The following is a 25,284-nucleotide window of genomic DNA, read 5'->3' on the forward strand; positions in this document are numbered from 1 at the left end:
GCGAGGGGGGCTGTAGTGTGACCAAAACGATCAGTGTGGTGGTCAACCCCTTGCCGGTGGTGAGCAATGTGTCGGCCAGCACGCTGTGCAGCAGTGGGGTGGCGTCGATCCAGCTGACATCCTCGGGGGGTGGCAGCTATGGGTGGAAGGGTCCCAATGGCTACAGCAGCACTCTTCAGAACCCGGTGCTTGCCAATGCCACGAGCTTGAATAGTGGCAGTTATACGGTGGTGGTGACCAACGCCAGCGGGTGCAGTGCCGTGCAGGTAGTGGCGGTGAATGTAGGCACCTGTGGGGTGGGGTGTACTCTGAATGCGAGTGTGGTGTCCTCGGTGAGTGCGGTGTGTGCGGGGGGCAGTGTGACGCTGACGGCCACCCCCTCGGGGAATGTAGGCAGTGTAACGTATCAGTGGAGTGGTCCTAACCTGAGTGGCACCAGCGGCAGCAGTGTGACGGCGGGCAGTCTGAGCACGACCAGCACGTTTACGGTGGTGGTCAGCGAGGGGAGCTGTAGTGTGACCAAAACGATCAGTGTGGTGGTCAACCCCTTGCCGGTGGTGAGCAATGTGTCGGCCAGCACGCTGTGCAGCAGTGGGGTGGCGTCGATCCAGCTGACATCCTCGGGGGGGGGCAGCTATGGGTGGAAGGGTCCCAATGGCTACAGCAGCACTCTTCAGAACCCGGTGATCAGTAATGCCACGAGCTTGAATAGTGGCAGTTATACGGTGGTGGTGACCAACGCCAGCGGGTGCAGTGCCGTGCAGGTAGTGGCGGTGAATGTAGGCACCTGTGGGGTGGGGTGTACTCTGAATGCGAGTGTGGTATCCTCAGTGAGTGCGGTGTGTGCGGGAGGCAGTGTGACGCTGACGGCCACCCCCTCGGGCAATACCGGAGCGGTGAGTTATCAATGGAGTGGTCCTAACCTGAGTGGCACCAGCGGCAGCAGTGTCACGGCGGGCAGTCTGAGCACGACCAGCACGTTTACGGTGGTGGTCAGCGAGGGGAGCTGTAGTGTGACCAAAACGATCAGTGTGGTGGTCAACCCCTTGCCGGTGGTGAGCAATGTATCGGCCAGCACGCTGTGCAGCAGTGGGGTAGCGTCGATCCAGCTGACATCCTCGGGAGGGGGCAGCTATGGGTGGAAGGGCCCCAATGGCTACAGCAGCACTCTTCAGAACCCGGTGCTTGCCAATGCCACGAGCTTGAATAGTGGCAGTTATACGGTGGTGGTGACCAACGCCAGCGGGTGCAGTACGGCTCAGACGACCAGTGTGAATGTGGGGGTTTGTGGGGTGGGGTGTAATCTGAACGCAAGTGTGGTATCCTCGGTGAGTGCGGTGTGTGCGGGAGGCAGTGTGACGCTGACGGCCACCCCCTCGGGGAATGTAGGCAGTGTAACGTATCAGTGGAGTGGTCCTAACCTGAGTGGCACCAGCGGCAGCAGTGTCACGGCGGGCAGTCTGAGCACGACCAGCACGTTCACGGTGGTGGTCAGCGAGGGAGGCTGTAGTGTGACCAAAACGATCAGTGTGGTGGTCAACCCCTTACCGGTGGTGGTGGTTGAAACAACTACAAATCCAACCACCTGTTCCGATAGCAAGGATGGCAGTATTGTTCTTGGAAGTCTTATACCGGATCAGTCTTATGAAATCAGTTATCGTCGAAACAATGGAGAGGTCATAAATCAAACCACCAATGTTGAAGCAAATGGTCAGATTACACTAACCGCGCTTTCATCCGGTTCATATAGTATCACAGTCACTTCGGGTTCATGTAGTGGTAATCCGGTTACTGCAACATTGACAGCCCCTGGTGGGCCAGAAAAACCGCAGCTATCGGTTTCTCCATCCGCAACATCTTGTATTGGAGAAACAATTACCCTGACGGCTAAGGGCGCAGTTGGAGCCACTTTCCACTGGACAGGCGCGGGATTGTCAGAACAAACCGGTTCTGTAGTAACAGTCAAGCCGACTGCCGTGGCTAGCCAATTCTATTCGGTAACGCAAACTGTGAATGGCTGTACGAGTTCGGAATCGGCCAGTGTAATGATAACGGGAGTACAATGTACGACCTGTTCTGCAGAACCGCCGATCCTCTCCTGTACAATAACCGATATCTGTCCAGGTGACGCCGTGGAGTTAACGGCATCGGATTGCGCCGGAATTATTGTTTGGTCTACTAATGCAACCGGACAAAGCATCGTGGTGACTCCCGTTGTTTCGACCACCTATACCGCACAATGTAAATTGGCCAACTGTATTAGCGCACCTTCAAAACCGATTGTCATTAAAGTATCCGATCCAAAACCGCCGACCATCATCGCCAACAGTGCCGACGTCTGCATCGGTGGTACAGTGAGTTTAACAGCTACCGGGTGTGAAGGAAAAATAATCTGGTCAACGGGGGCTACGGGTTCTATTCTTACGGTTACGCCCCAAGGCTCAACCACCTATTATGCAAACTGTCGTATCCATAATTGCATCAGCGGACCGTCTCAGGGTATAACCATTCGAACGGGTCCGATTCCTACGCCCCAGGTTTCGAGTACCAATAATACAATATGTCCGGGCGGCAACAGTACACTGACAGTTTCGACTTGCTCAGGCCAACCTCTTTGGTCGACGGGTGAAACGACGGCAAGCATTGTCGTATCTCCCTCGGAAACAACTTCCTATACCGTTGTTTGTAAACAAGGCGCATGCCTGAGTCCGGTATCGAACCCATATACCATTACAGTCGTGAAACCTCAACCACCTCAGGTTGATAGCAATGCTGACGTGGTCTGTCTGGGTGGATCGGTTCAATTGACGGCAATGGGTTGTTCGGGAACGGTTATCTGGACGCACGGAGCTACGGGTTCAAGCGTTACGGTATCGCCAACCGCGAATACAACGTATCGCGCAACTTGTGTCGTGAACAGTTGTACGAGCGATCCTTCTCAACCGCTTTCTGTAACCGTTGTAAATCCGGCGGCCCCGATTGTTAAATCTACAAAAACGTTGATTTGTGCGGGCGAGCCCGTTACATTGACAGCTGAAGGGTGTGGAAGTGGACAGGTCGTCTGGTCGACCGGAGCGACGGGGAATAGCCTGACGGTAATGCCTGGATCGACGACCGATTATACGGCGCAATGCAGGGAATACAATTGTACCAGCGTAGCTTCCAATAAAATTACCGTCAATGTTACGAACAGCAATGCACCAACACCAACGGTTGTTGCATCGGCTACGTCAATTTGCAAAGATCAACCTGTGACGTTAACCGCAACGGGTTGCGGAGCCGGTATCGTGGTCTGGTCGACGGGTGCGACGGGTAGCAGTCTGGTTGTGAATCCAACCCAGACAACGGAATACCATGCCGCCTGTAAAATGAACGAGCAATGCCACGGCAATCCGGCAAAAGTGACGGTTCAGGTCAATACGCCACCAACCCCGTCAATCCGGGTGTGCAAATGTACGGACGGTCATATTTGTCTGGGCGATGAGATTCGGTTGACGGTAGCGGGTTGTTCGGGTATTCCACAGTGGTCGAACGGAGCCAACTCAACGAGTATTCTGGTTTCGCCAGCGGAGACGACGGTTTATACCGTAACGTGTCAAAATAATCTCTGTACCAGCGCGCCCTCAGAGGCTTATACTGTAGTTGTTAGTACTCCGACTCCGCCGGTTGTTTGGGCGTCGAAAACCGAGATCGAACCGGGAGAAACCGTGACCTTATCGGCAACGGGTTGCACAGGAGGTCAGATTATCTGGTCGACGGGAGCGACAGGCAGCAGTATTGAAGTAAGCCCGACTACAACAACGAGCTATTACGCCCACTGTAAAATTAAAGGGTGTCTGAGTGATCCAACACCGGTTATTGTCAGGATCAAGGGCGAATGCAATGTGCCGGTTCCTGTCGTATCAGCCTCAACATCAGTCGTGTGTTCTGGCGGTTCAGCAACGTTGCAGGCTACCGGGTGTACAGGCGGTACCGTAGTCTGGTCAAATGGAGCCACCGGAAGTAGGATTGTGATCACCAACATCACCGGAAACCGGCCTTACACAGCGACTTGTATCGTAAGCGATGTGTGTGCAAGTAGAGCTTCTGCACCGATCAGCGTATCGGTCATCACGCTCAATCCGCCAACCGTCGCTGCCGACAAACAGGTATTATGTCCCGGTGAAACGGCTCAGTTGACTGCCGTTGGTTGTCCGGGTATGATCACCTGGTCGACCGGCGAAACCGGAACCAACATTTCGATTAAACCAGTTGTGACAACTGACTATTGGGCAACCTGCTCCCTCGGGGATTGCATCAGTGAAAAATCACCGCTCAGCACAGTAAAAATTGGTAGCCCGGTTTCACCAACGATTACGGCCAGCATGACCACCGTCTGTTTCGGTAGCCCCGTTACATTGACTGCCGCCGGTTGTGATGGGTATGTAATCTGGTCAAATAATCAGGTAGGTCCGGAAATCATCATTACCCCGGCGCTGTCGGCTACCTATTCCGCAGTGTGCTGTACTTCAAGCGCCTGTAAGAGTGGTAAATCGAACGATGTGGTTGTAAAGGTTTATCCCAAAGTGAAAAAACCGCTGGTGGTCAATATCACGAATGAATGTCCCTTTGCCACAGCCGATCTGACCAAAGCGTTGAGTAGTTCGGTTGCTCTTACGGGCAGTGTATTTGAATTTTATACCAGTTCAGTTCCCAATTCGGCCCAGAAAGTAGCCAATCCCAAATCCGTTGAAGCCGGAACTTATTACGTAGTTGAAAAAACGGCAACGGGTTGTTACAGTCTGTCCAGCCAGATTATGGTCGTCATTATTAATTGTAATGATGTGATATTGTGTACAACCAATCCAGCAACTGTGTCGGCTGGTCCGGATGCGACCATTTGCGCGGCAAAAGATTACAAACTGAACGGAAGCATTGGCGGAGCTGCTACCAGCGCAGTCTGGACCAGCAGTGGAACAGGAACGTTTGATAATGCTTCATTGCTGGATGCAACCTATAAACCTTCACTGGCTGATGTTCAGGCCGGATTTGTTCACCTGACGTTTACCACGAACGATCCGGACGGAAACGGGCCCTGCAAGGCTGCGCAGGCAAGTTTGAAACTAACCATCGAAGGCATAAAAATTCAGCCGACGATCGGACAGGTCAACCCGGTCTTGTGTCATGGTGATTCGGTGGTGTTGAGTGCGTTACCGGATGGGTACAAATATCTCTGGAACACGAAGGCGACAGCGCAGCGCATTCTGGTAAAAACCACTGGTTTGTATTCAGTTCAACTGGTCGATGAAAAAGGATGTACCTCGATTGCTTCGGAAGCCCTTGCCGTAACGGTCAAGAACCCGATTGAATCGCCGATTGCCCCGATGATGGCCCGCAATGCCTGCCCGGCTCATACTGTCGATTTGACAAAACTGATTGAAAACGATCCGTTTACGCCCGGTGGTGTGTTTGAATTCCACATTGAAGACAATCCGGCTTCACCGATTGTCATGCGGCCGGATTCGGTGGGACATGGTATGTTCTTTGCCTTTGAACGGAGCGGTTCGGGCTGCTACAGTCCTTCAACCATGATCGATGTGGCCATCTTTGATTGTGACAAGGATACCTGCCAGTCAGATTTGTATGTGACTTATTCGGTGGATAAGAAGAATCCGAAAGTAGGTGATACCATTACATTCAGCGTAAAACTGGGGAACAAAGGCGAGTGTACGGCGACTCACAGTGATATTCGGATTATTCTGCCGTCGGGGCTGGAATTAGTATCGCCGGGTAATCTGATAGTCGATGCGCACGGACACCTGGGGGCCTGGATTACCACCCTTGCCAAAAATGAGGAAATATCCTACTATTATACGGCGCGGGTCCTGACCAAAGGACCGATCGTCAATCTGGTAGAAATAACGTACCTCGATCAGACCGATCCGATTTTGTCGAACAACAAAGCCACAGTTACGATCGAAGACAGTACGGTAACGCAATCGATGATGGTCGGGGTGGCGAAAGCACTCAAAGGCGTCCGGCACAAGGAAGAAAGCCTGTTTGAGTTTACCTACGACATTGCCTTAACCAATTACAGTGACCAGGATGCGACCGATGTGCAGGTTTCGGACGATGTGCAGTCGGTGTTTGACCCCCACGTCATCGAGTCAGTTTCGACATCGGTAGGGAAGGCATCAACCCTGAAATTAAATCCGGGCTATTCGGGCTGGGTTGGGAATATCCAGTTGCTTACGGCCGGAAGTGTTTTAAAAGCCGGTATGACGGAACACATTCTGCTGAAGGTCAATGTCCGACTGCATCCGGATGGCAGCCTCACGAAGACGTTCAATAACCAGGCTTATTTGCTGGCTACATTGAATGGTTTGGCAATCAATGATGCCTCGACAAATGGTAGTAAGCCTGATCCGGACAACGACGGTAATCCAAACAACAACAGCGAGCCAACTCCGGCTAAATTCGACTCCGCGCCACCTTCGGAAATTGGTGTCGCCCTGGCAGTAGCGAAGATTGAAGAAAAAGCCGACAGCAGCTACAACGTCACCTTGCAGGTAACGGTTAAAAATTACGGGAAAACCGATCTGAAACAGGTTCAGTTATCGGATAGCCTGGTGGCGGGTCTGGTGGCACCGGTTGCTTACAGCGTTGTCAGTGCACCGGTTGTTGGAACGAACAGCACGCTGAAACCGAATCCCAACTACAACGGAAGCGATTTATCAAGCCTGCTGGATGGCGCCAACAGCTCGTTGGCGGTCGGTGCATCGGATACGGTTTTGGTGACGATCAATGTCAAACCAAACAGCCAGCCCGGGCCTTTCTATACGCAGGTAATCGGAACGGGTATCCACAATGACACCCTTGTGACCGATCTATCGAATAACGGTTTCAACCCGGCTCCGCTGGGCAGCATACCGACCGGTTTCCGATTCGATTTGCCGCCGTCGCTGCTGGGTGTGGCCAAATCGATCAGCAAGCTGGAAGATCTGGGACTGGGGGTATACAACGTTACGTATACAATTAAGGTGAGCAACCTCGGTTCTGATGACCTGAAACAGGTTCAGGTGATGGATAATCTGACTGATACCTTTGGAAACGATGTGTTGATTGGCCCGAACAAACCCGTGTTGACGGCTGATGCCGGTTTGACGGTTGATACGACCTACACAGGCCAGGGTATGCTGACCAATCTGCTGATTGATTCCCTAAGTACCTTGCCCAAATACACCTCACGGAATATCAATCTGACCGTTCGGGTCGATGTACGCAACAGTTCGAAAACCGTCTTCCAGAATAGTGCGATCGGTACGGCCATGACGCTGGATGGCAGTACGATGTTGACCGATACATCGACGGCTGGTTCCAATGTCGATCCGGACAATGACCTCGATCCCCGGAATAACAGCACTCCAACGGGTGTAACGCTGCTTGGTTTGCCGGTGAAACCAAACATTGGGGTGGCTATGGCCGTGAAAGACACGGCTCGCCAGGCGGATGGCAGCTACAACGTGACCTATCAGGTGATTGTTAAAAACTACGGTTTGACCGACTTCTCGAATGTCCAGTTGACCGACAAACTGGCGGAGGTATTCAATGCCACGACGGGGGCCAGCTTTAGCCTGAATGGTACACCGGTTATTTCGGCCGGAAGTCAGCTTCAGATCAGCCCGACGTATAACGGAGATACTGATCCGGAATTACTGGCTGCGGGAAGCAGACTGGCAGCCGGGAAAAGTGACACTTTGGTGCTAACGCTGAATGTGAAAACCGATGGTCGGACCACGCCGTATCTCAGTACCCTGTACGCAAAAGCCACCGCGGGTTCCGATACGGTCAGCGATGTGTCGACGGATGGTTTTGAACCGGATCTGAACGGAAATAACGATCCGACCGAATCCGATGAAAGCGTCGCGACGCCCCTCAGCTTCAACCGAAATGCCGACGACGTAATCATACCGGAAGGGTTCTCGCCCAACGGAGATAACATCAATGATTTATTTATCATCCGTAATACGGGCGGTGCCACAGTAATGCTGGAAGTATTCAATCGGTGGGGAAATACGGTTTACCGCAACCACGATTACAGGAACGACTGGGACGGTACCACCAACACCGGCGTGCGAATCGGTTCCAGTTCCAAAGGACTGCCCGATGGTACTTATTTCTACATCGTCGAGTTGAGCGACGGTCGCAAGTTTATTCGATACATGACAATTAATCGCTAAAAAAATGATACGGAGCAGTACCAGAAAGTTTGGAAAAGTAGCGTTGCTGCTGATCGGGTTGGTCGGTGGGGGACGGGCCTGGGCGCAGCAGGATCACATGTTCTCGCAGTATATGTTCAATATGATGGCGATGAATCCGGCGTATGCCGGAAGTCGGGATGTGCTGAGCATGACGGCTTTGTACCGAAATCAATGGGGCGGTATCGAAGGAGCACCGCAGACCACCACATTTACCATTGACATGCCCGTCAACCGGGAGCGGATCGGGCTTGGGTTGCAACTGTTCAACGACCGGATCGGCGAGTACAATACGACGGGGGCGTATGCTTCCTATGCCTTTCGGATCAAAGTGGGAAGCCGTTCCACGTTGGGGTTGGGCCTGCAGGCCGGCGCCAGCAGTTTCCAGGCCGATCTGCTCAAAGTTCGAACGGATCAGGGCGGTGATCCGGCTTTTTCGCAGAACATTTCCAAAATCCTGCCCAATTTCGGAACCGGTATTTACCTGAGCAACGACAAAACCTACATTGGCATTTCGGTGCCGCAGTTGATCAAGAACAAACTTACTGACTATGACTCGGGCGTTCAACGGGCCACACAACGGCGCCATGCCTACGCGATGGCAGGTTTTGTGGTGCGATTAAGTCCGGTTTTGAAATTGAAACCTTCGACACTGGTGAAATACGTGGAAGGCGCACCCCTGGGAATCGACGGAAATCTAAATTTGTGGATCGCCGATCGGATAGCGGTCGGCGTTTCCTACCGACGTAATCAGTTTAACAGTTACGAAAGTGCCCTGATGAATGGAAAAGTGTACGATCAGGATGCCATTGTCGGCATTGTGGAGGTCCAGTTGTCGGATCAGATTCGTTTGGGTTATGCGTATGATCAGATGCTGAACAAATTGCAGACATTCAAACTGCCATCCCACGAAATCATGCTTCGCTATGAACTGGGCTTTGGTAAAAACAAGATTCTGACACCCCGCTACTTCTGAGTTGTATCGAGAAAACCGTTCCGGTCCGGGGTTAGAAATCCCGGCTCATCGACTGTGGATTTTACCGCGGTTGGTAACGTGATCAGGACCGGTTTTTTGTCGGATCGGGAGAAATCCTGATTCACCATCATCCCAAAATTAAGCCCGAAATATGCGTTACCTATTGTGTTGTCTGGTCATTTTTTTTGCCGGGTTAGCGATGGCGCAATCTATGCTTAAACAGGCGGATCGGCAATTCGATGTTCTGGCTTTCAGCAACGCCATCGACCTGTATGAACAGGCCCTGAACCACACCAAATTATCGGATGAAGAGCGGTTAGCCACACTATCGAAACTGGGGTATAGCTACCGGCAAATCCAGGATACGCAAAATGCAGAACGGGTATATCGGACCATGCTTGGTTCCCTGAAAGAACCTAAAAATGAGTATATCCCCTGTTATCTCTACTTCGCTCAGGCCTTGGCCAGTAACGGAAAATACAAAGAATCGCAGGAAATCTACGAACGCTACAGTAACTACCAGAGCGACGATCAGCGGGGGAAACAATTCTCCCGACTCTACAACGATGTCAGTATTTTGTCGCGCAATTCCGGCAATTACAAAATCGAATTTCTGGAAATCAATACGACAAAAGCCGAATTCAGTCCGATGTATTACAAGGAAGGGTTGGTTTTTGTCTCCAATAAACGACCGGGAAATGCCTTGAAGCGAGTTTTTAGCTGGGATAACTCGGCGTTTCTGGATTTGTATTACATGCCCGATGCCGCCGTAATGGGCGAAACCGTTGCCAGTTTGGGCGGGGCATCGATCAACCGGAAGAAAAAACGGACAAAGTCCCTGCGAACATTAGGCGAAGATGAATATACCGATCCCACGGCCAATGATAGCCGGACCGTAGGGTTTAGCTCGGCCAAAACCGCCTTGAGTGCGGAAGAATCATCGGGTGAAAGTCGAAATTTCGGCCGGTCGCTGAACACCAGGTATCACGAAGGCCCCGTTGCGTTTACCAAAGATGGCGCAAAAGTGTTTTTTACCCGCAATAATTACAATAAAGGGAAATACCGGGAAAGCTCCGATGGAATCAACAAGCTGAAACTGTATGTTGCAGAAGACAAAAAAGGCGTTTGGGGAGATGTGCAGGAATTACCCTTCAACAGCGACGAGTACTCGACCGGGCATCCGGCACTGAGCCCGAACGACAAACTGCTCTTTTTTTCGTCGGACCGACCGGGCGGTTTTGGAGGAACGGACCTGTACGTTTCCGGTTTGAAAGATGGGAAATGGTCGGAACCGGTCAATTTGGGCAGTGCAATCAATACCAAAGGCAACGAGCTGTTCCCGTTTGTCGACGATCGGGGCAATCTGTATTTTTCGTCGGATGGCCATCCCGGGTTAGGCGATCTGGATATTTTTTATGCGCAATTAACCGATAAAACTGTCGTCAGATCCGTGCAGAATATCGGCGAACCGCTCAATTCATCGAAGGACGATTTTGGGATTGTTACCGATGGCGCGCGACTATTGGGATTTATCAGCAGCAATCGATTGAACGGCGGTGCCGATGACGATATTTACCGGTTTCGGCGCGAAGGACCTTTGTATGCGTGCCGGGAGCTGACAATCAACGTGTTCGATTCGGAAACGAAACGGCCCATCGGGAACGCTCAGCTTGACATCGAACAGAAAGACGTGCAGGATGGCCGGCGACAGACTCAAACCGACGCCGAGGGCAACATCCGGATTTGCCTGGACCCCGAAAGTGAATTTCGGATTTCGGCTTCGATGAATGGCTACCTGACCAACCGCCTGGGATTTTCGACCAAAGGGTTGTCCGATGACCAGCCAGTGCGTCTGGAAATTCCGTTGAATGGCGCTCAGGTAATCGCGTCCCAACCAGTGAAGTCGAAAATACGGGGCCGGATTTTAACGCATTCCGAACGGCAGCCCATTGAAGGTGTGGAAGTGATTCTGCGAAATCTGTGCGACAGCACGGTTTTGGAAATGGTGACCGGACCGGAGGGAAATTATGAGTTTTCGGTCGCGCCCGGTTGCGAATACATCGTTGAAGCACTGAAAGACTGCATGGGGACAACCGGTGCCCGCGTTACCCCAGCCGCCGACGGGACCACCGAACTGACCATGTTTCGTGAAGGCGATATTATTGAAATCGATAACATTTACTACGACCTCGATCAGTGGACGATTCGTCCGGACGCTGCGATTGAGCTGGACAAACTGGTGGCTTTAATGAAAAAATATCCCGCCATGCGGATTGAAATGCGGTCGCACACCGACAGCCGGGGGTCAGCCTTGTATAACAAAACGCTATCGACGAAACGAGCCCGGGCCGCAGTTGCTTACCTGGTCAAAGGCGGAATTGTAGCCAAACGAATGAAAGCCGGTGGATACGGGGAAAGTGTATTATTGAACGAATGCAAAGACGGAGTGAAGTGTACCGAAGCCGAACACCAACGCAATCGCCGAACGGAAATTAAGATACTTCAGGTTGAATAGCTTTAATTTGTACCTTCGTACACCCAATTCTGCTACTGAATGATTCGACCGCTTATCTGGAAAATTGCCGGTGTCACTGCCTTGCTGATTGCAGGAAGTCAAATGGCATGGGCGCAGCGCGAAGTACTTTATTCGCAATACCATATTAACCCATTGACAATCAATCCCGCCTATTCCGGTGCCCGGGAGAGTCTGACGATGTCGGCGGTGTTTCGTCGGAAGTGGTTTGGTCTTCAGGGACCCGGTTTTCCAATCACACAAAGTTTTGGTGCCGATGGCGCGGTTGCCGGAGGAAAAGTCGGGATCGGTTTTCAGGCGCTGAACGATCGGATGGGACTTTATTCGGCTACGGCTTTTAACGCGAGCCTGGCCTACCGGATTACGCTTCCGTCAATGGCAAAGCTTTCATTTGGAGCTTCGGGCGGAATCAATGTACTACCTATTTACGACCCGGCCAGCTCCACGAGTATCAATAAGGCCGTCCCCAGTTTTGGGGCCGGGATTTATTACGAAGCCGAGCGGTTCTGGGCCGGGCTTTCCATGCCCGAACTGGTCACTCGTCCGCTGACGCTGACGGGCTCACAAAGTGCTCCGCTTCGTTACCAACGTCCGTTGTTTATTAATTTCGGGGGGCGCTTCAAAGCGGGCGAAAGTATTGATTTCTTGCCTTCTATTTTGTTAACTCACCAGTCCGGATTTCCACTCGGTATCGACCTGAACGGCAAATTGTGGATCGAACAAAAACTGGGTCTGACGCTTTCCTACCGGGCGAATAATGCCACATTCATCAGTACGCAGAATTACTTTGTTGTTATGGCCGAGTATGAACTTTCGAAGAGCATTCGGGTGGGGTATTCCCTCAGCAGCAGACAGGTCGAAAACCCCTTTTATCCCCAGAAAAGCGTTCACGAGGTCATATTCCGATATACACCCAACCCGATTAAGTTTCGATACCAGTAAACGGAAGGGCTATTACGGTTTTCAGTATACGGTTTTCGGTTGTTGACGCACTCGGTTCAAATTTGGGCCAGCAACCGAAAACGGAAAACCGTAAACCGACTCAACTATGAAAGTTTCCGGTTTTAGTTTCATTCGAAATGCGGTCCGCTACGATTATCCCATTGTGGAGGCCATTCAGTCCGTATTACCGCTTTGCGACGAGTTTGTGATTGCGGTCGGTCGCTCCGAGGATGCGACACGCGAACTGATCCAGTCCATCAAATCGGATAAAGTCCGGATTATTGAAACCGTCTGGGATGATGCCCTGCGGGAAGGAGGGCGGGTCTTGGCAGTTGAAACCGATAAGGCATTGGCGGCTGTTTCACCGGATTCGGATTGGGCGTTTTACATTCAGGGCGACGAGGTACTGCCCGAAAAATACCTTCCGGTGGTCCGGGAGGCAATGAATCGGTACAAAGAGGATTCCGGCGTCGAAGGCTTATTGCTCAACTACCTGCATTTTTACGGTTCGTACCGCTACATCGGCGATTCACGTCGGTGGTATCGCCGGGAGGTTCGGATTATTCGAAACACGGGTAACGTTGCTGCTTATCGGGACGCCCAGGGTTTCCGGACCCGCGACAATCAAAAGCTGAATGTCAAGCTAATCGATGCGACAATGTATCACTACGGTTGGGTAAAACCACCGGAAAAACAGGCCGATAAACTCAGTAATTTCGGGCGGTATTGGCACAATGACGAACACATGGCCAAATCGCGCGAAGAGCTGAAAGGGTTTGATTACCGGGAAGTGGATTCGCTGGCTGTGTTCGAAGGGACGCATCCGGCCGTGATGCAGCCCCGCATCGAGCGCATGAACTGGCAATTCGATTTTGATATCCGGCAAAAAAAGCTGTCGTTCAAAAACCGGTTTTTGAAAGCGATTGAAAACCTGACCGGCTGGCGGGTCGGCGAATACCGGAATTACAAATTGCGCTAACAAATTCAGTTGGGATTCTTCGGGTGCCGATTTTTCCCCCGGTCCTTCATTTTTTCTTCGTGGCGCTCCTCCGCTTCTTCAATCGAATGCGACTCGGTTACTTTACTGTCCCGTTTCGCTTTTTCCACCAAAATACCGTAATACCGGTGCAGTGTAATCAGTTCTTTTTCTGATAAATCCTCAATATTCAGTAATCGGTTGCTGGCTTTATTATGAGAAGCAATCAGCTCGTTGAGTTTGAGTTGAATCGCCATGGAGTCTTTGTTCTGCGATTTCTGAATCAGGAAAACCATCAAAAAGGTAATGATGGTAGTACCGGTATTGATAATTAATTGCCAGGTGTCGGAGTAGTTGAAAATCGGGCCGGTCACGAGCCAGATGATGATGGTTGTAAAGGCCAGCAAAAACGCGGTGGAACTGCCGGTGGCTTTGGTGACGACACTGGCAAAGTGTTCAAAAATGGCAACAAATCCCTTTTTTTTCATTTTTAGGAGCAATTTTAAAGGTACATTTTAATTGAAATGGCAATCTGCTTTCTCAGGGCCATCCGGTACGAACTCAGTACACGGTCAGAACCAATTTTGTTCAGGTAATGTATGGTTTATATGGCAAAATCTCCAGTGTCGGGCTTTCCGGGGCACGTAATTGCAAATGAAGAGGGTAAAGCCGAATTATCCTGGAAAGACCGTTTTGCGGCTCTCCGAAATCTGCCGGCTTTTTTCCGGATGATTTGGCAGGCATCTCCCGGTTTATTTCTGGGGAATGCAGCGGTTCGGCTGGTTCGGGCGGCTATGCCTGCGCTGACGCTGTATATTGGAAAACTCATTATTGATGAAGTCGTTCAGTTGTCGAAACAGGCCGGGAGCGGTACGGATTGGCTCTGGACGCTGGTGGCGGCTGAGTTTGGGCTGGCGGTTTTGTCGACGGCTTTGGGTCGGCTGACCAGTTTGATCGACGGTTTACTGGGCGACCTGGTGACCAACCGTACGTCGGTGCGGCTGATGGAGCACGCGGCTACGCTCGATCTCGAACAGTTTGAAGATGCCACGTTTTACGATAAACTCGAACGCGCCCGACGCCAGACCACCGGGCGGTCTTTTTTGCTTTCCGGTGTTTTTGGTCAGGTGCAGGAACTGATTTCGGTCGGTTTCCTGGCGGCCGGTTTGGCCGTATACAATCCCTGGTTGTTGGTTTTGCTGCTTTTGGCCGTCATTCCGGCCTTTATTGGCGACAATTATTTCAACCAGAAAAGCTATTCGCTCTCGCGAAGCTGGACGCCCGAACGCCGGGAACTCGATTACCTGCGGTTTGTTGGCGCGAGTGACGAAACCGCTAAAGAGGTGAAAATCTTTGGCTTATCGAATTTCCTGATCAATCGGTTTCGGGATTTGTCGGGTCAATATTATCGTAAAAACCAGAGTTTATCCATTCGTCGGGCGGCCTGGGGGACCGTTCTCACGATTGTTGGTACGGTTGGTTATTACGGGGCTTACGTCTGGATTGTAGCCCGGGCCATGAATGGCAGCATTTCCATTGGTGATCTTACGTTTCTGGCCGGTTCATTCCGGCAGTTGCGCGGGTCGATGGAAGGCATTTTACTGCAATTCAGCAGTTTGACGCAGGAAGCGGTTTATTTGCAGGATCTATTTGATTTTTTTGAAATAAAACCGCTGATTCATTCGCCGGAAAAATCGCTATTGTTTCCCCAGAAAATTCAGCAAGGATTTGTGTTTGAGAATGTTGGCTTCAAATACACCAACTCCGACCGCTGGGCACTTCGTAACTTGAGTTTCAATCTGACGCCCGGTGAAAAGCTGGCGTTGGTTGGCGAAAATGGCGCCGGGAAAACCACTCTGGTCAAGCTGCTGGCCCGCCTTTATGACCCCGCCGAAGGTCGGATCTTACTCGACGGCCACGACCTCCGTGATTATGATTTGCTCGACCTGCGCCGGAATATCAGCGTGATTTTTCAGGATTACGTTCGTTTCAAGATGTCGGCGGGTGTCAACATAGCGGTGGGTGACATCGATGCCCGGACGAATCAGTCCCGCATCGAAAACTCCGCAGAGCGTAGTCTGGCTGATACGGTTATTGCCAAACTGCCGGGCGGTTATGAACAGCAATTGGGCCGGAGTTTTGGCAAAGGTGTTGAATTGTCGGGTGGCGAATGGCAAAAGGTTGCTTTGGGTCGGGCCTACATGCGGGATGCCGACGTGTTGATTCTGGACGAGCCAACGGCCGCGCTGGATGCCCGGGCCGAGTACGAAGTTTTCCAGCGGTTTTCCCGATTGACCGAGGGCAAAACCGCCGTAATTATTTCACACCGATTCTCAACCGTTCGGATGGCTGATCGGATTCTGGTTTTGGAAAATGGCCGGTTACTGGAAATTGGCAGCCACCAGGAACTGCTTGAAAAAGAGGGGCGGTATGCCGAGTTGTTTCAGCTTCAGGCGCGGGGCTATCAGTAAGTCAAAACACTATCTCTTCTTCTTTCAGGAGACGGGCCATATTTAAAACACAATTTTCCACTACCACTACGTCGGTGTCCCAGTTTTCGGTGAGCCAGGGAGCCGAACGGCTGGCCGTAAATATTTTGCGGGATTTGGTTGTAATCCAGATTACTTTTTCAACCCCGAAATCCAGCATTCGGTCGGTTTTTTCATAGAAATAATCCAACTCCCGTGCCGGAAACTCTTCCAAATCGATCTTAACATCTACCTCAACGACTATTTTAGGTGGTATATCGAAGTATTTGCCTTTAATTATAACCTTCTCCTTATCAAAAATGGCAATATCGTTTGAGAGATTGTTGCCATTGGCAATATGAAGTCCTGATTCGCTCGTTGTCAGTAAATATTTTTTACGATTAATCTTATTAAATAAAAAACCATGCAATACAGAAACTATAATTGCCTGTAAATCAATACTTCCCATAATCTCTTCGGGCGTTTTTAGATTGGCCAATACTTCCTTATAGCCTTTTCGATATAAAGGACGTCCGTTGAGTGTTTCGTAAATGAGAGATGCCGGGATATTGCGAGCCGCGGTTTCAGTTGGCGTAGTCAATGCGGTTTCGGCCATAGTCTCCAAAAATGGTTACAATGAAAACAATGATACGAAAATTTGAGCTGGTATTAAAGGGTAACCTTCAGCTTACACCAGAAAACCGAGGAATAAACCCGCGATGATCAGCAAATAAGGTGGTATTTTGGAGTATTCCAGCAGCAGAATCGTGGCGACAACCAGCAAAACCGATAGGCCATTTTCCGCCATGGGCTGAAACAGCGAAATGGCTGCGGAAGCCGTCAGCCCGGTACTGGCTGCGTTGATGCCTTCCAATGACGCCCGCACCGCGCGGTAGCGTTTCAGTTGGTTCCAAAACCGGTAAACGAAGAAAATCAGAAACGTGCCGGGGAGAAAAATACCGGCGGTGGCGGCAAAACCGCCCAACAACTGACCGCTTAAACCGCCATTGCGCATCGACAACACCCCAATGTAAGAAGCGAAGGAAAAAACCGGTCCCGGAGTAACCTGAACAATGGCCAGGCCCGACAAAAACTCCTGCCGACTCAAGTAATGTTTAAATTCGACAAACTCATTGTACAACATGGGCGTCAATACCTGACCTCCGCCAAAAACAAGACTGCCATTGCGGTAAAAGTTCTCGAATAAACGCAACGGCAACGATTTGGTGATGGCACCCAGCGTCGCGGCACCCACGAGCACGCCGATCCAGAGAAAAAAATTGGCCCAGCGAATCTGGATGGGCGCTTTCTCCATTTTTTCGTGTTTTTCGTAGAGAAAAGCGGTAGCAAATCCACCGGCCACGAGCACAACGGGGGTAATATACGGCGACGGAAAAGCGTAGGACGCAAGAGCCGAAACAATCGCTAAAACCATACCCCGTTGATTCAAAATGACTTTTTTGGCAATCCGGTAACCCGCCACGATCAAAAATCCAACCGCCATCGGCTGGATAAACCGGGTAAAATCGAGCGAAATGGACCGTTGCTGAACATAATAAATCCCAATCGCGACGGATGTCATCACCACCACTCCCGGGAGCGACCAGACGATCAGGGTGAGGTAGGCTAAATTGGGGCCGCCAATTTTAAAGCCCAGTGCGGTAATGGTTTGCGTGGACGTTGGGCCGGGTAAAATCTGACATAATGCATTCAGTTCCAGCAACTCGGCTTCGGTGAGGTAACGGCGTTTCACTACAAACCGATCGAGCATCATCGCCAGGTGGATTTGTGGACCACCAAATGTGGTACAGGCCAGAATAAAGACGTCTTTCAGGAATATAATAAAGCGTATGCGCCTTACCGGAGCGATAGGGGAGAGTGTAGAAAGGTAAGAGGCCATACAGAGGATTCTATATCCTGTCGCATCGTAACCGGATAGAATACAAAAAACGGGTCACGATGCGACAAAAACAAGCGTGTTACGCAAATTAAAGATACAGGACTTCAATTCTTTTTCAAGCCTAATTCCTGCAACCGCTCATCTAAAAAAGCACCGGCGGTCATGTCTTCGTAAATCTTTGGATTCTCGGTCGAAATACAGCTTTCCAGACTCGTCAGATCCATGTCGCCCCGGGGGTGCATAAAGAAAGGAATGGAAAACCGGGGACTGTTCATTTTTTCGCGGGGCGGGTTCACCACGCGGTGGATGGTCGATTTCAGTTTATGGTTAGTCAGCCGGTCGAGCATGTCGCCAACGTTGACAATGATCTGATCGGGTAGAGCGGTTATGGGAATCCATTTGCCGTCGCGACGCAGAACTTCCAGTCCTTCGGCACTGGCCCCCATCAGAAGCGTGATGAGGTTGATATCACCGTGGGCTGCGGCCCGAACGGCTCCGGGTTGCACCAGATCCGGGTTCAGCGGGAAATAATGAATAGCCCGCAGAATGCTGTCGCCATTTTTGACCTTGTCTTCAAAATAGTCTTCGGGTAGTTCCAGATACAAAGCAATGGCCCGTAGCAACGTCCTCCCGGCTTTTTCCAGTGTTTGGTAGGTAATGAGGGTATTTTCTTTGAACGCAGGAAACTCGTCGGGAAAGACATTCTCCGGCATGTCGTTGATGGGTTCCGGCTGGCCAATGTGGTAGAATTCCTTTAAATCGGCCACTTTAAACCCTTTGGCGGTTTCTTTGTTTTTGCCGACATACCCCCGTTGGCCATGTAATTCGGGGAACTCGTATTTCTTTTTAATCGCATCCCCGGCCGAAAAAAACGCTTTGACCGAATCGTAGAGAGTATCGGTCAGTTCATCCGTCAGGCCGTGGTTCCTAATCGAAACAAAACCGATGTTTGTGAACGCGGCTCCCAAATCCCGGACAAATTTTGCCTTTCGTTCCGGACCATCCGCTTTAAAATCGGCCAGATCCAGTGACGGAATTTGGTCGTATAAAATATCGTTCATGTTGTTGATGTGCTCGTTTAGTGCTCTATTAAGTTATTAAAAAAGGCTTTCAGGTATACCGGTTTTTTGCTGGTACCGGGAAGCGAAATTCCCGGATCTACAAAACCGATACGCCTAAAAGCCTGATTGCCTGATTTTAAGCCTTCATGGCGGCATTATACAATTCATTGACTTTTGACCAGTTGACCACATTCCAGAAAGCGGCAACGTAGTCGGGACGGCGGTTCTGGTATTTCAGGTAATAAGCATGTTCCCAAACATCCAGCGCCAGAATGGGCGTACCTTTTTTCTCGGCCAGTGCCATCAGCGGGTTGTCCTGGTTGGGCGTTGAAACAATCTCCAGATCTTTGCCGTTAACGATCAGCCACGCCCAGCCTGAGCCGAAACGACCCGTAGCGGCTTTCAGCCATTCTTCCTTCAGTTTGTCGAATGAACCAAACTTTTTATTGATGGCATCGGCCAGATTACCGGACGGCTGCTTGCCGCCGTTCGCACCGAGGATATTCCAGAAAAAAGTATGGTTCCAGTGACCACCACCGTTGTTGCGAACGGCTGCGGGCGTGCTGCTATCGACTTTTTTCACCAGTTCGTCGATCGACAATGACGCCATCGCTGAGCCCGCAACGGCTTTGTTCAGGTTATCGACGTACGCTTTGTGGTGTTTATCGTGGTGAATTTCCATCGTTTGTTTGTCGATGTGCGGCTCCAGCGATCCCGAATCATAGGGCAAGGGGGCTAATTTAAAGGGACCTTCAGCCTGAAACGATCCGGCAAATGCGGACGATTGGAGGGCTTTCAGGGTTAGGGCGCTACCAAAGGCTAATTTCAAAAACTCACTGCGATTCATATCCAACTGGTTTGAGGTGAGATATTCGGTTTGTTGGAAAACACGCCCGAAAGAGCAATGTTTTCGTAAATCGCAAAGAAAGCGACTTTTTTGCAACAATTGACACCGAATCCAGTTTCCGTTCGCTCAAGAGCCGGAATTAGATGAAGCGGAAACAGGCGCCATTGCGTATTTTTGTCCGACCAGTAAACAACGCCTGAAATGAATCGTTTTTTGTACCTCTTTGCTGCGGTTTGGATGGCCGTGGTTGCGGGCTGTGCTCATCCGAAAGCCTACTCGCCGACATCGGGCCGCATTCGTACCGTTTCGCTGCCCAACGCACCTGCCCAGATCGAGCGCGGTCGCTATTTAGCCACGCACGTGGCGGTTTGTCTGGATTGCCATTCCAAACGCAATTATTCGCGCCTGGCCGGGCCGATTATCCCGGGAACGCTGGGTGGAGGAGGTGAAGAGTTTGGTGAAAATTACGGGTTACCCGGCACCTATTACGCCAAAAACATTACCCCATTTGCGCTGAAAAGCTGGAGCGACACGGAGTTTTTGCTGGCCATGACGGCCGGGGTTTCGAAAGACGGCAAACCGTTATTTCCGTTGATGCCTTATTCGAATTACGGAAAAATGGATGAAAACGATGCCCGGTCGATTCTCGCTTATCTGCGCACGCTCGAACCCATCGAAAATACCGTTCCCGAATCAAAACCGGCAACGCCCATTAAACTGGCCATGAAGATGATGCCGCACAAAGCCCGTTTTCAGGCAATACCTTCGGAAAAAAATAGCGTGGAATACGGACGGTATCTGGTTACGATGGCGGGCTGTGCGGATTGCCATACGCGTCGTGGAATGGGCGGTTTATCGAAAAAAGCCGCTTTTGCGGGCGGAACGGAAATTAAGTTGAACGGTGGACTTCTGAAAACCGCTAATATTACGCCCGATAGAGAAACCGGCATTGGCGCCTGGACGAAGGCCGACTTTATCCGGCGGTTTAAAACCTACGATCCGGCTACTTTCAAAGCACCGGAAGTCGGGAGCGGATTCAATACCGTGATGCCCTGGTCGATGTATGCCGGAATGTCGGAGCAGGATTTGGGGGCGATTTACGACTACCTGAAAACCGTCAAACCCGTGCGGAACAAAGTGGAGATTTTCCGTACCCACAGACTTTAGTCCGTGGGTGCACATTTTATTCGTACGTAATCCGGCTCAGGATGCTGCGTCCGAGTGTAACTTCATCGGCGTATTCAAGATCACCGCCAATCGGGACACCGCGAGCAATGGTGGAAATTTTTACGGGAAACCCTTTGAGTTTTTTCTGCAGGTAAAAAGCCGTCGTGTCGCCTTCCATCGTGGGGCTGAGCGCCAGAATAATTTCCTTTACCGCATCGCTGTCCGGATTTCGAAGCCGCTCAACCAATGAATCGATTTTCAGATCGCTGGGGCCAACGCCTTCGACGGGTGAAATGATGCCTCCCAATACATGGTACATTCCTTTATACTGGGCGGTATTTTCGATAGCCAGCACATCGCGGGTGTCTTCCACGACACAGATTAACGAACGATCGCGTTTGTGACTGGCGCAAATACCGCAGAGGTCGTGGTCCGACAAGTTGTGACACTTCCGGCAGTGTTTCACCTTCGACCGCACGGCGATCAGGGTTTCGGCCAGGCTTTTCGTTTGATCTTCATCCCGCTTCAACAGATGCAACACGAGCCGAAGGGCGGTTTTTTTACCGATACCCGGTAATTTGGATACCTCGTTGACCGCGTCTTCTATTAGTTTGGAAGGAAACTCCATGAAAATTTGAGTGATAGAGTGATTGAGAGGATGAGTGATTGAGTTGTTATTCACTAATTCACTCAATCGCACATTCACTCAATTATTTTAAAACTTCGGCGGATATGCCCCGGCGGCAGATTTCGTTGCGTTTGGGAACCAACTCTTCCCAGGAGCCATTCTTGACCCGGCATTTGCCTTTGTGGTGGATGATGATCGTGCACTGCTCAGCCTGCTCGGGAGTATGTTCGCACACATCAATTAAAGTGTCGATGACGTGATCGAATGTATTCACATCGTCGTTGAAAACCACCAGGTTATACAGGTCGGTATCAATAACTTCTTCCAATACCTCAACGTCATTTTCTTCGAACGGTTGCATTACACGAATTTTCTTGTTTGTTTGCAAATTTACGAAAATTCTGGCTGCTTTTGCCACGTTTTTTCGATCGATTGGAGCAACAAAACCTCCAGAATAGTAACCCATTATTTACTTAAAAAGTTGCCCGATCCGGTATGAATCCCAACATCGCATTAACGATACTGATTGCCTACTTTGCCATGCTGATTGTGGTTTCCTGGTACACCGCCCGAGGAGCCGATACGAATACCTTTTTTACGGCTAACCGGCAGACGCCCTGGTATTTGGTCGCCTTTGCGATGATTGGTACCTCGCTGTCGGGAGTCACCTTTATTTCGGTGCCGGGTTCCGTGGGTGCCAAGGCTTTCTCCTATTTTCAGGTGATTCTCGGCAATATCGTCGGCTATTACGTCATTGCAACGGTTTTGATGCCGCTGTATTACCGGATGAATCTGATTTCCATTTACGGATACCTGGAAAAGCGGTTTGGTTTCTGGTCGTACAAAACCGGTGCGGGTTTCTTTTTACTGGCCCGAACAGTGGGGTCGGCCATTCGCCTATACATTGCGGCCGGGGTGTTGCAAATCGCCATTTTCAACAGTTTTAACATACCGTTCGAAGTCTCGGTGGGCATTACTATCCTGCTGATCTGGCTGTATACGTTCAAAGGCGGGGTTAAGACCATTATCGTGACGGATACGCTACAAACCACTTTTCTGGTGACGGCGGTTATTCTGACAATCATTCTGATCTCGCGGCAGCTCGGCCTTTCGTTCAATGAAATGGTTTCGACGGTTTCGAAAAGCGACTACTCCCAAATCTTTTTTTGGGACGCCAATGATCCGAAAAACTTCTTCAAACAGTTTATTTCCGGGATTTTCATCGCCATTGTCATGACCGGCCTGGATCAGGACCTGATGCAGAAAAACCTGACCTGCAAGAACATTGGCGAAGCGCAGAAAAACATGTTCTGGTTTACCGGAACGTTTGCGGTGGTTGTCTTCCTGTTTCTGTCGCTGGGAGCTTTGCTCTACATTTATGCCAATTCGAAAGGCATTGCCATTCCGGCCAAATCCGACGATTTGTATCCGCTTCTCGCTCTTGACCATTTCGGCGTGGTGGTCGGTATCACGTTTTTGCTGGGAATTACGGCGGCAACCTACGCCAGCTCCGATTCGGCCTTAACCGCCCTGACGACTTCCTTTTGCATCGATTTCATGAACGTAGAAGGGCGGCCGGAAACCGAACGGGCGCGCATCAAACACTGGGTTCACATCGGGTTTTCGGTCTTGTTTTTTCTGGTCATTATTATCTTTAACCGGCTCAACAGTCAGGATGTCGTGACGGCGGTTTTCGATCTGGCGGGCTATACCTACGGTCCGTTGCTGGGCTTGTATGCGTTTGGCTTATTCACAACCCGACCCGTTCGCGACGGCTGGGTGCCGCTGATCTGCCTGGCTTCGCCCTTTGTGACGCTGTTTATCAATAACCACTCCGCCGAATGGTTCAACGGCTACAAGTTCGGCTTTGAGCGGCTGGTTCTCAATGGATTAATAACCTACATCGGTTTGTGGGCCGTTTCGAGAAAAAAGCAGGCTACTGAACAGATGGCAGCTTAAAGCGGTTTTTGGGTACGGTTTTCAGGGTATGGTGCATTTCCCGCCGGGACTGAAAACCGTACCCAAAAACCGTATCTCCCTATTTCCCGAACAAGTTCGTATCCAGGAATGCATTGCGGAATTTGCCTTTGGGGTCGTATTCAGCCATCAGTTTCTTGAATTCGGGGAGTTTTTCGTAGCGCGACTGGAGAACGGCAGGAGCGAGGGTGAACAACTTTCCCCAATGGGGCCGGACGTTGAACGGCGCCAGTTCTTTTTCAATCAAGGGCAGCACTTTTTGAACGGAAGGCCAGTCGGGTTTCCAGGTAAAATGAATGGCCAGGGAGGGTTGTTTATAACACGGACTCATCCAGAAATCATCCGCATCGATCGTCCGGATTTCCGAAATCAGCAAATGCGGGCTGATGTGGTCGCGCAAGCGTTCAACGGCCAGAATGGCGTCGATGGCGTTACGGTATGGCACAAAGAATTCCGATTGCAGCTCCTTGCCGCTGCTGGGGGTGAAACCCATCCGGAAGTGGGGCAACCGCTCATACCACGGCCCCGGAACGCCCTGCTGTTCGGTACAGTGAATGGCCGAAAGTTCGGCAATCGGGTGCAGGTTTTTCGCCGACAATTTGGCACCAAAAAAGTCGGGTTTGGCATCTCCTTTATCGTTTTTCGTGATGCGTTTTTTCAACCACACTTCATTGATGCGCTTTTTCTGCCAGTCCGTGAACAGACTCACGCTATAGGCGCTCGACTCAATGGCTTCGAAATGATTTTTCATTTGTTCCAGCGGCAAATCCTGGTAAACGTACTGTCGCATTTGAAATGTTGGCTGAATATCCAGCGTGATTTTAGTCACTACGCCTAGACCGCCCAAATGCACCACAGCCGCCCGGAACGCTTCGCCATCTTTGGCTCGCGACAAGGTTCGCACTTCGCCAGTAGCCAGCACGATTTCCATCGTGTTCACGGCCGTCGCCAGATTTCCGTTTTTCGTACCGGAGCCATGCGTGGCCGTTGCGCAGGCTCCCGCAATGGAAATGTGCGGCAGTGAAGCCAGATTATGCAGCGCGAAGCCCTTGCTGTCCAGATAGGTAGCGAGGTTTCCGTACTTCATGTTGGCATCGACGGTAACGGTTTTGGCCTTGGTGTCCAGGGCGTGAACCTGCGTCATTTCCACGAGCGAAACCAGGTGGTTGGTGCTGTCGGCAATGCGATTAAAACAGTGACGCGTGCCCAGGATTTTCATTTTTTCATAGCCCTTGACCAGCTTTTGCACCTGTTGCAGCGATTTGGCCTGATCCACCCGGCTGGTGCTGAATTGGAAATTACCCGCCCAATTGCTTAGTTTTTCGTCAAGTATCCTGGTAGCTAAAGCAGGAAGTGCCGGGGTTGCGAGCAGGGTCGAAGACAGCTTGAGAAAAGTTCTTTTTTTCATGAGAATCGGGCTTTTTGTTGAAGCTCAGTGGGTAAATTGAGGCATATGGTCAACAGGACTTCTACAAAAGTCAGCGGAGCGGTTTTCATACTGTCCGGTTATCGGGATTGCTTACCTGCTTTGTCGGGAGAATTCAGGAGTGGCTACCACAAACTAAATGTAGC

At 50.9% G+C, this 25,284-nt stretch carries 16 protein-coding genes; 8 read left to right on the forward strand and 8 right to left on the reverse strand.

Going from position 1 to position 25,284, the window contains the following annotated elements:
* Positions 1–17: 17 nt before the first annotated feature.
* From EHT25_RS00845 to EHT25_RS00865, 5 genes are all read left to right on the forward strand, one after another.
* Entirely contained in the window at positions 18–8,219 is an 8,202-nt protein-coding gene (locus tag EHT25_RS00845; protein WP_124869215.1) for a T9SS type B sorting domain-containing protein, read from the forward strand.
* 4 nt (positions 8,220–8,223) lie between these two features.
* Positions 8,224–9,213, forward strand: coding sequence for a PorP/SprF family type IX secretion system membrane protein (locus EHT25_RS00850; protein WP_124869218.1), 990 nt, complete (start codon positions 8,224–8,226; stop codon positions 9,211–9,213).
* Between the two features lie 151 nt (positions 9,214–9,364).
* Complete coding sequence (locus EHT25_RS00855) at positions 9,365–11,728, forward strand: OmpA family protein (protein WP_124869221.1); 2,364 nt, start codon at positions 9,365–9,367, stop codon at positions 11,726–11,728.
* 39 nt (positions 11,729–11,767) lie between these two features.
* On the forward strand, positions 11,768–12,688 hold the full coding sequence (locus EHT25_RS00860; protein WP_124869224.1) for a PorP/SprF family type IX secretion system membrane protein: 921 nt from the start codon (positions 11,768–11,770) through the stop codon (positions 12,686–12,688).
* A gap of 106 nt (positions 12,689–12,794) precedes the next feature.
* Positions 12,795–13,667 (forward strand): glycosyltransferase family protein, encoded by an 873-nt coding sequence (locus tag EHT25_RS00865; RefSeq protein WP_124869227.1) that lies wholly within the window; start codon positions 12,795–12,797, stop codon positions 13,665–13,667.
* Between the two features lie 5 nt (positions 13,668–13,672).
* On the opposite strand, the gene EHT25_RS00870 is transcribed toward EHT25_RS00865, so the two are convergent.
* Positions 13,673–14,152, reverse strand: coding sequence for a low affinity iron permease family protein (locus tag EHT25_RS00870; protein ID WP_124869230.1), 480 nt, complete (start codon positions 14,150–14,152; stop codon positions 13,673–13,675).
* 120 nt (positions 14,153–14,272) lie between these two features.
* On the opposite strand from EHT25_RS00870, the gene EHT25_RS00875 reads away from it, so the two are divergent.
* Entirely contained in the window at positions 14,273–16,135 is a 1,863-nt protein-coding gene (locus EHT25_RS00875) for an ABC transporter ATP-binding protein (RefSeq protein ID WP_124869233.1), read from the forward strand.
* A 1-nt stretch (position 16,136) separates the two neighbouring features.
* On the opposite strand, the gene EHT25_RS00880 is transcribed toward EHT25_RS00875, so the two are convergent.
* The 4 genes from EHT25_RS00880 to EHT25_RS00895 form a co-directional block, all read right to left on the reverse strand.
* On the reverse strand, positions 16,137–16,748 hold the full coding sequence (locus tag EHT25_RS00880; RefSeq protein ID WP_124869236.1) for a Uma2 family endonuclease: 612 nt from the start codon (positions 16,746–16,748) through the stop codon (positions 16,137–16,139).
* Between the two features lie 72 nt (positions 16,749–16,820).
* Positions 16,821–18,032 carry a chromate efflux transporter gene (gene chrA / locus EHT25_RS00885; protein ID WP_124869239.1) on the reverse strand — a complete coding sequence of 404 codons (1,212 nt, stop codon included), beginning with the start codon at positions 18,030–18,032 and terminating at the stop codon, positions 16,821–16,823.
* Positions 18,033–18,136: 104 nt separating this feature from the next.
* On the reverse strand, positions 18,137–19,093 hold the full coding sequence (locus EHT25_RS00890; RefSeq protein WP_124869242.1) for an isopenicillin N synthase family dioxygenase: 957 nt from the start codon (positions 19,091–19,093) through the stop codon (positions 18,137–18,139).
* 136 nt (positions 19,094–19,229) lie between these two features.
* On the reverse strand, positions 19,230–19,940 hold the full coding sequence (locus EHT25_RS00895; protein ID WP_124869245.1) for a superoxide dismutase: 711 nt from the start codon (positions 19,938–19,940) through the stop codon (positions 19,230–19,232).
* A 201-nt stretch (positions 19,941–20,141) separates the two neighbouring features.
* Here EHT25_RS00895 and EHT25_RS00900 point away from each other — a divergent pair, with 201 nt between their 5' ends.
* Positions 20,142–21,107, forward strand: coding sequence for a c-type cytochrome (locus EHT25_RS00900; RefSeq protein ID WP_229311391.1), 966 nt, complete (start codon positions 20,142–20,144; stop codon positions 21,105–21,107).
* A 16-nt stretch (positions 21,108–21,123) separates the two neighbouring features.
* Here the strand turns inward: EHT25_RS00900 and recR are convergent, their stop codons facing one another.
* Positions 21,124–21,735, reverse strand: coding sequence for a recombination mediator RecR (gene recR, locus EHT25_RS00905; protein ID WP_124869248.1), 612 nt, complete (start codon positions 21,733–21,735; stop codon positions 21,124–21,126).
* Positions 21,736–21,817: 82 nt separating this feature from the next.
* Entirely contained in the window at positions 21,818–22,096 is a 279-nt protein-coding gene (locus EHT25_RS00910) for an ATP-dependent Clp protease adaptor ClpS (RefSeq protein WP_124869251.1), read from the reverse strand.
* Positions 22,097–22,230: 134 nt separating this feature from the next.
* On the opposite strand from EHT25_RS00910, the gene EHT25_RS00915 reads away from it, so the two are divergent.
* Positions 22,231–23,694, forward strand: a complete 1,464-nt coding sequence (locus EHT25_RS00915; protein WP_124869255.1) for a sodium:solute symporter — start codon at positions 22,231–22,233, stop codon at positions 23,692–23,694.
* A gap of 79 nt (positions 23,695–23,773) precedes the next feature.
* Here the strand turns inward: EHT25_RS00915 and EHT25_RS00920 are convergent, their stop codons facing one another.
* Complete coding sequence (locus tag EHT25_RS00920) at positions 23,774–25,120, reverse strand: D-arabinono-1,4-lactone oxidase (RefSeq protein WP_124869258.1); 1,347 nt, start codon at positions 25,118–25,120, stop codon at positions 23,774–23,776.
* Positions 25,121–25,284: the final 164 nt, after the last annotated feature.

Source organism: Larkinella rosea (assembly GCF_003858635.1).
GTDB lineage: Bacteria > Bacteroidota > Bacteroidia > Cytophagales > Spirosomataceae > Larkinella > Larkinella rosea.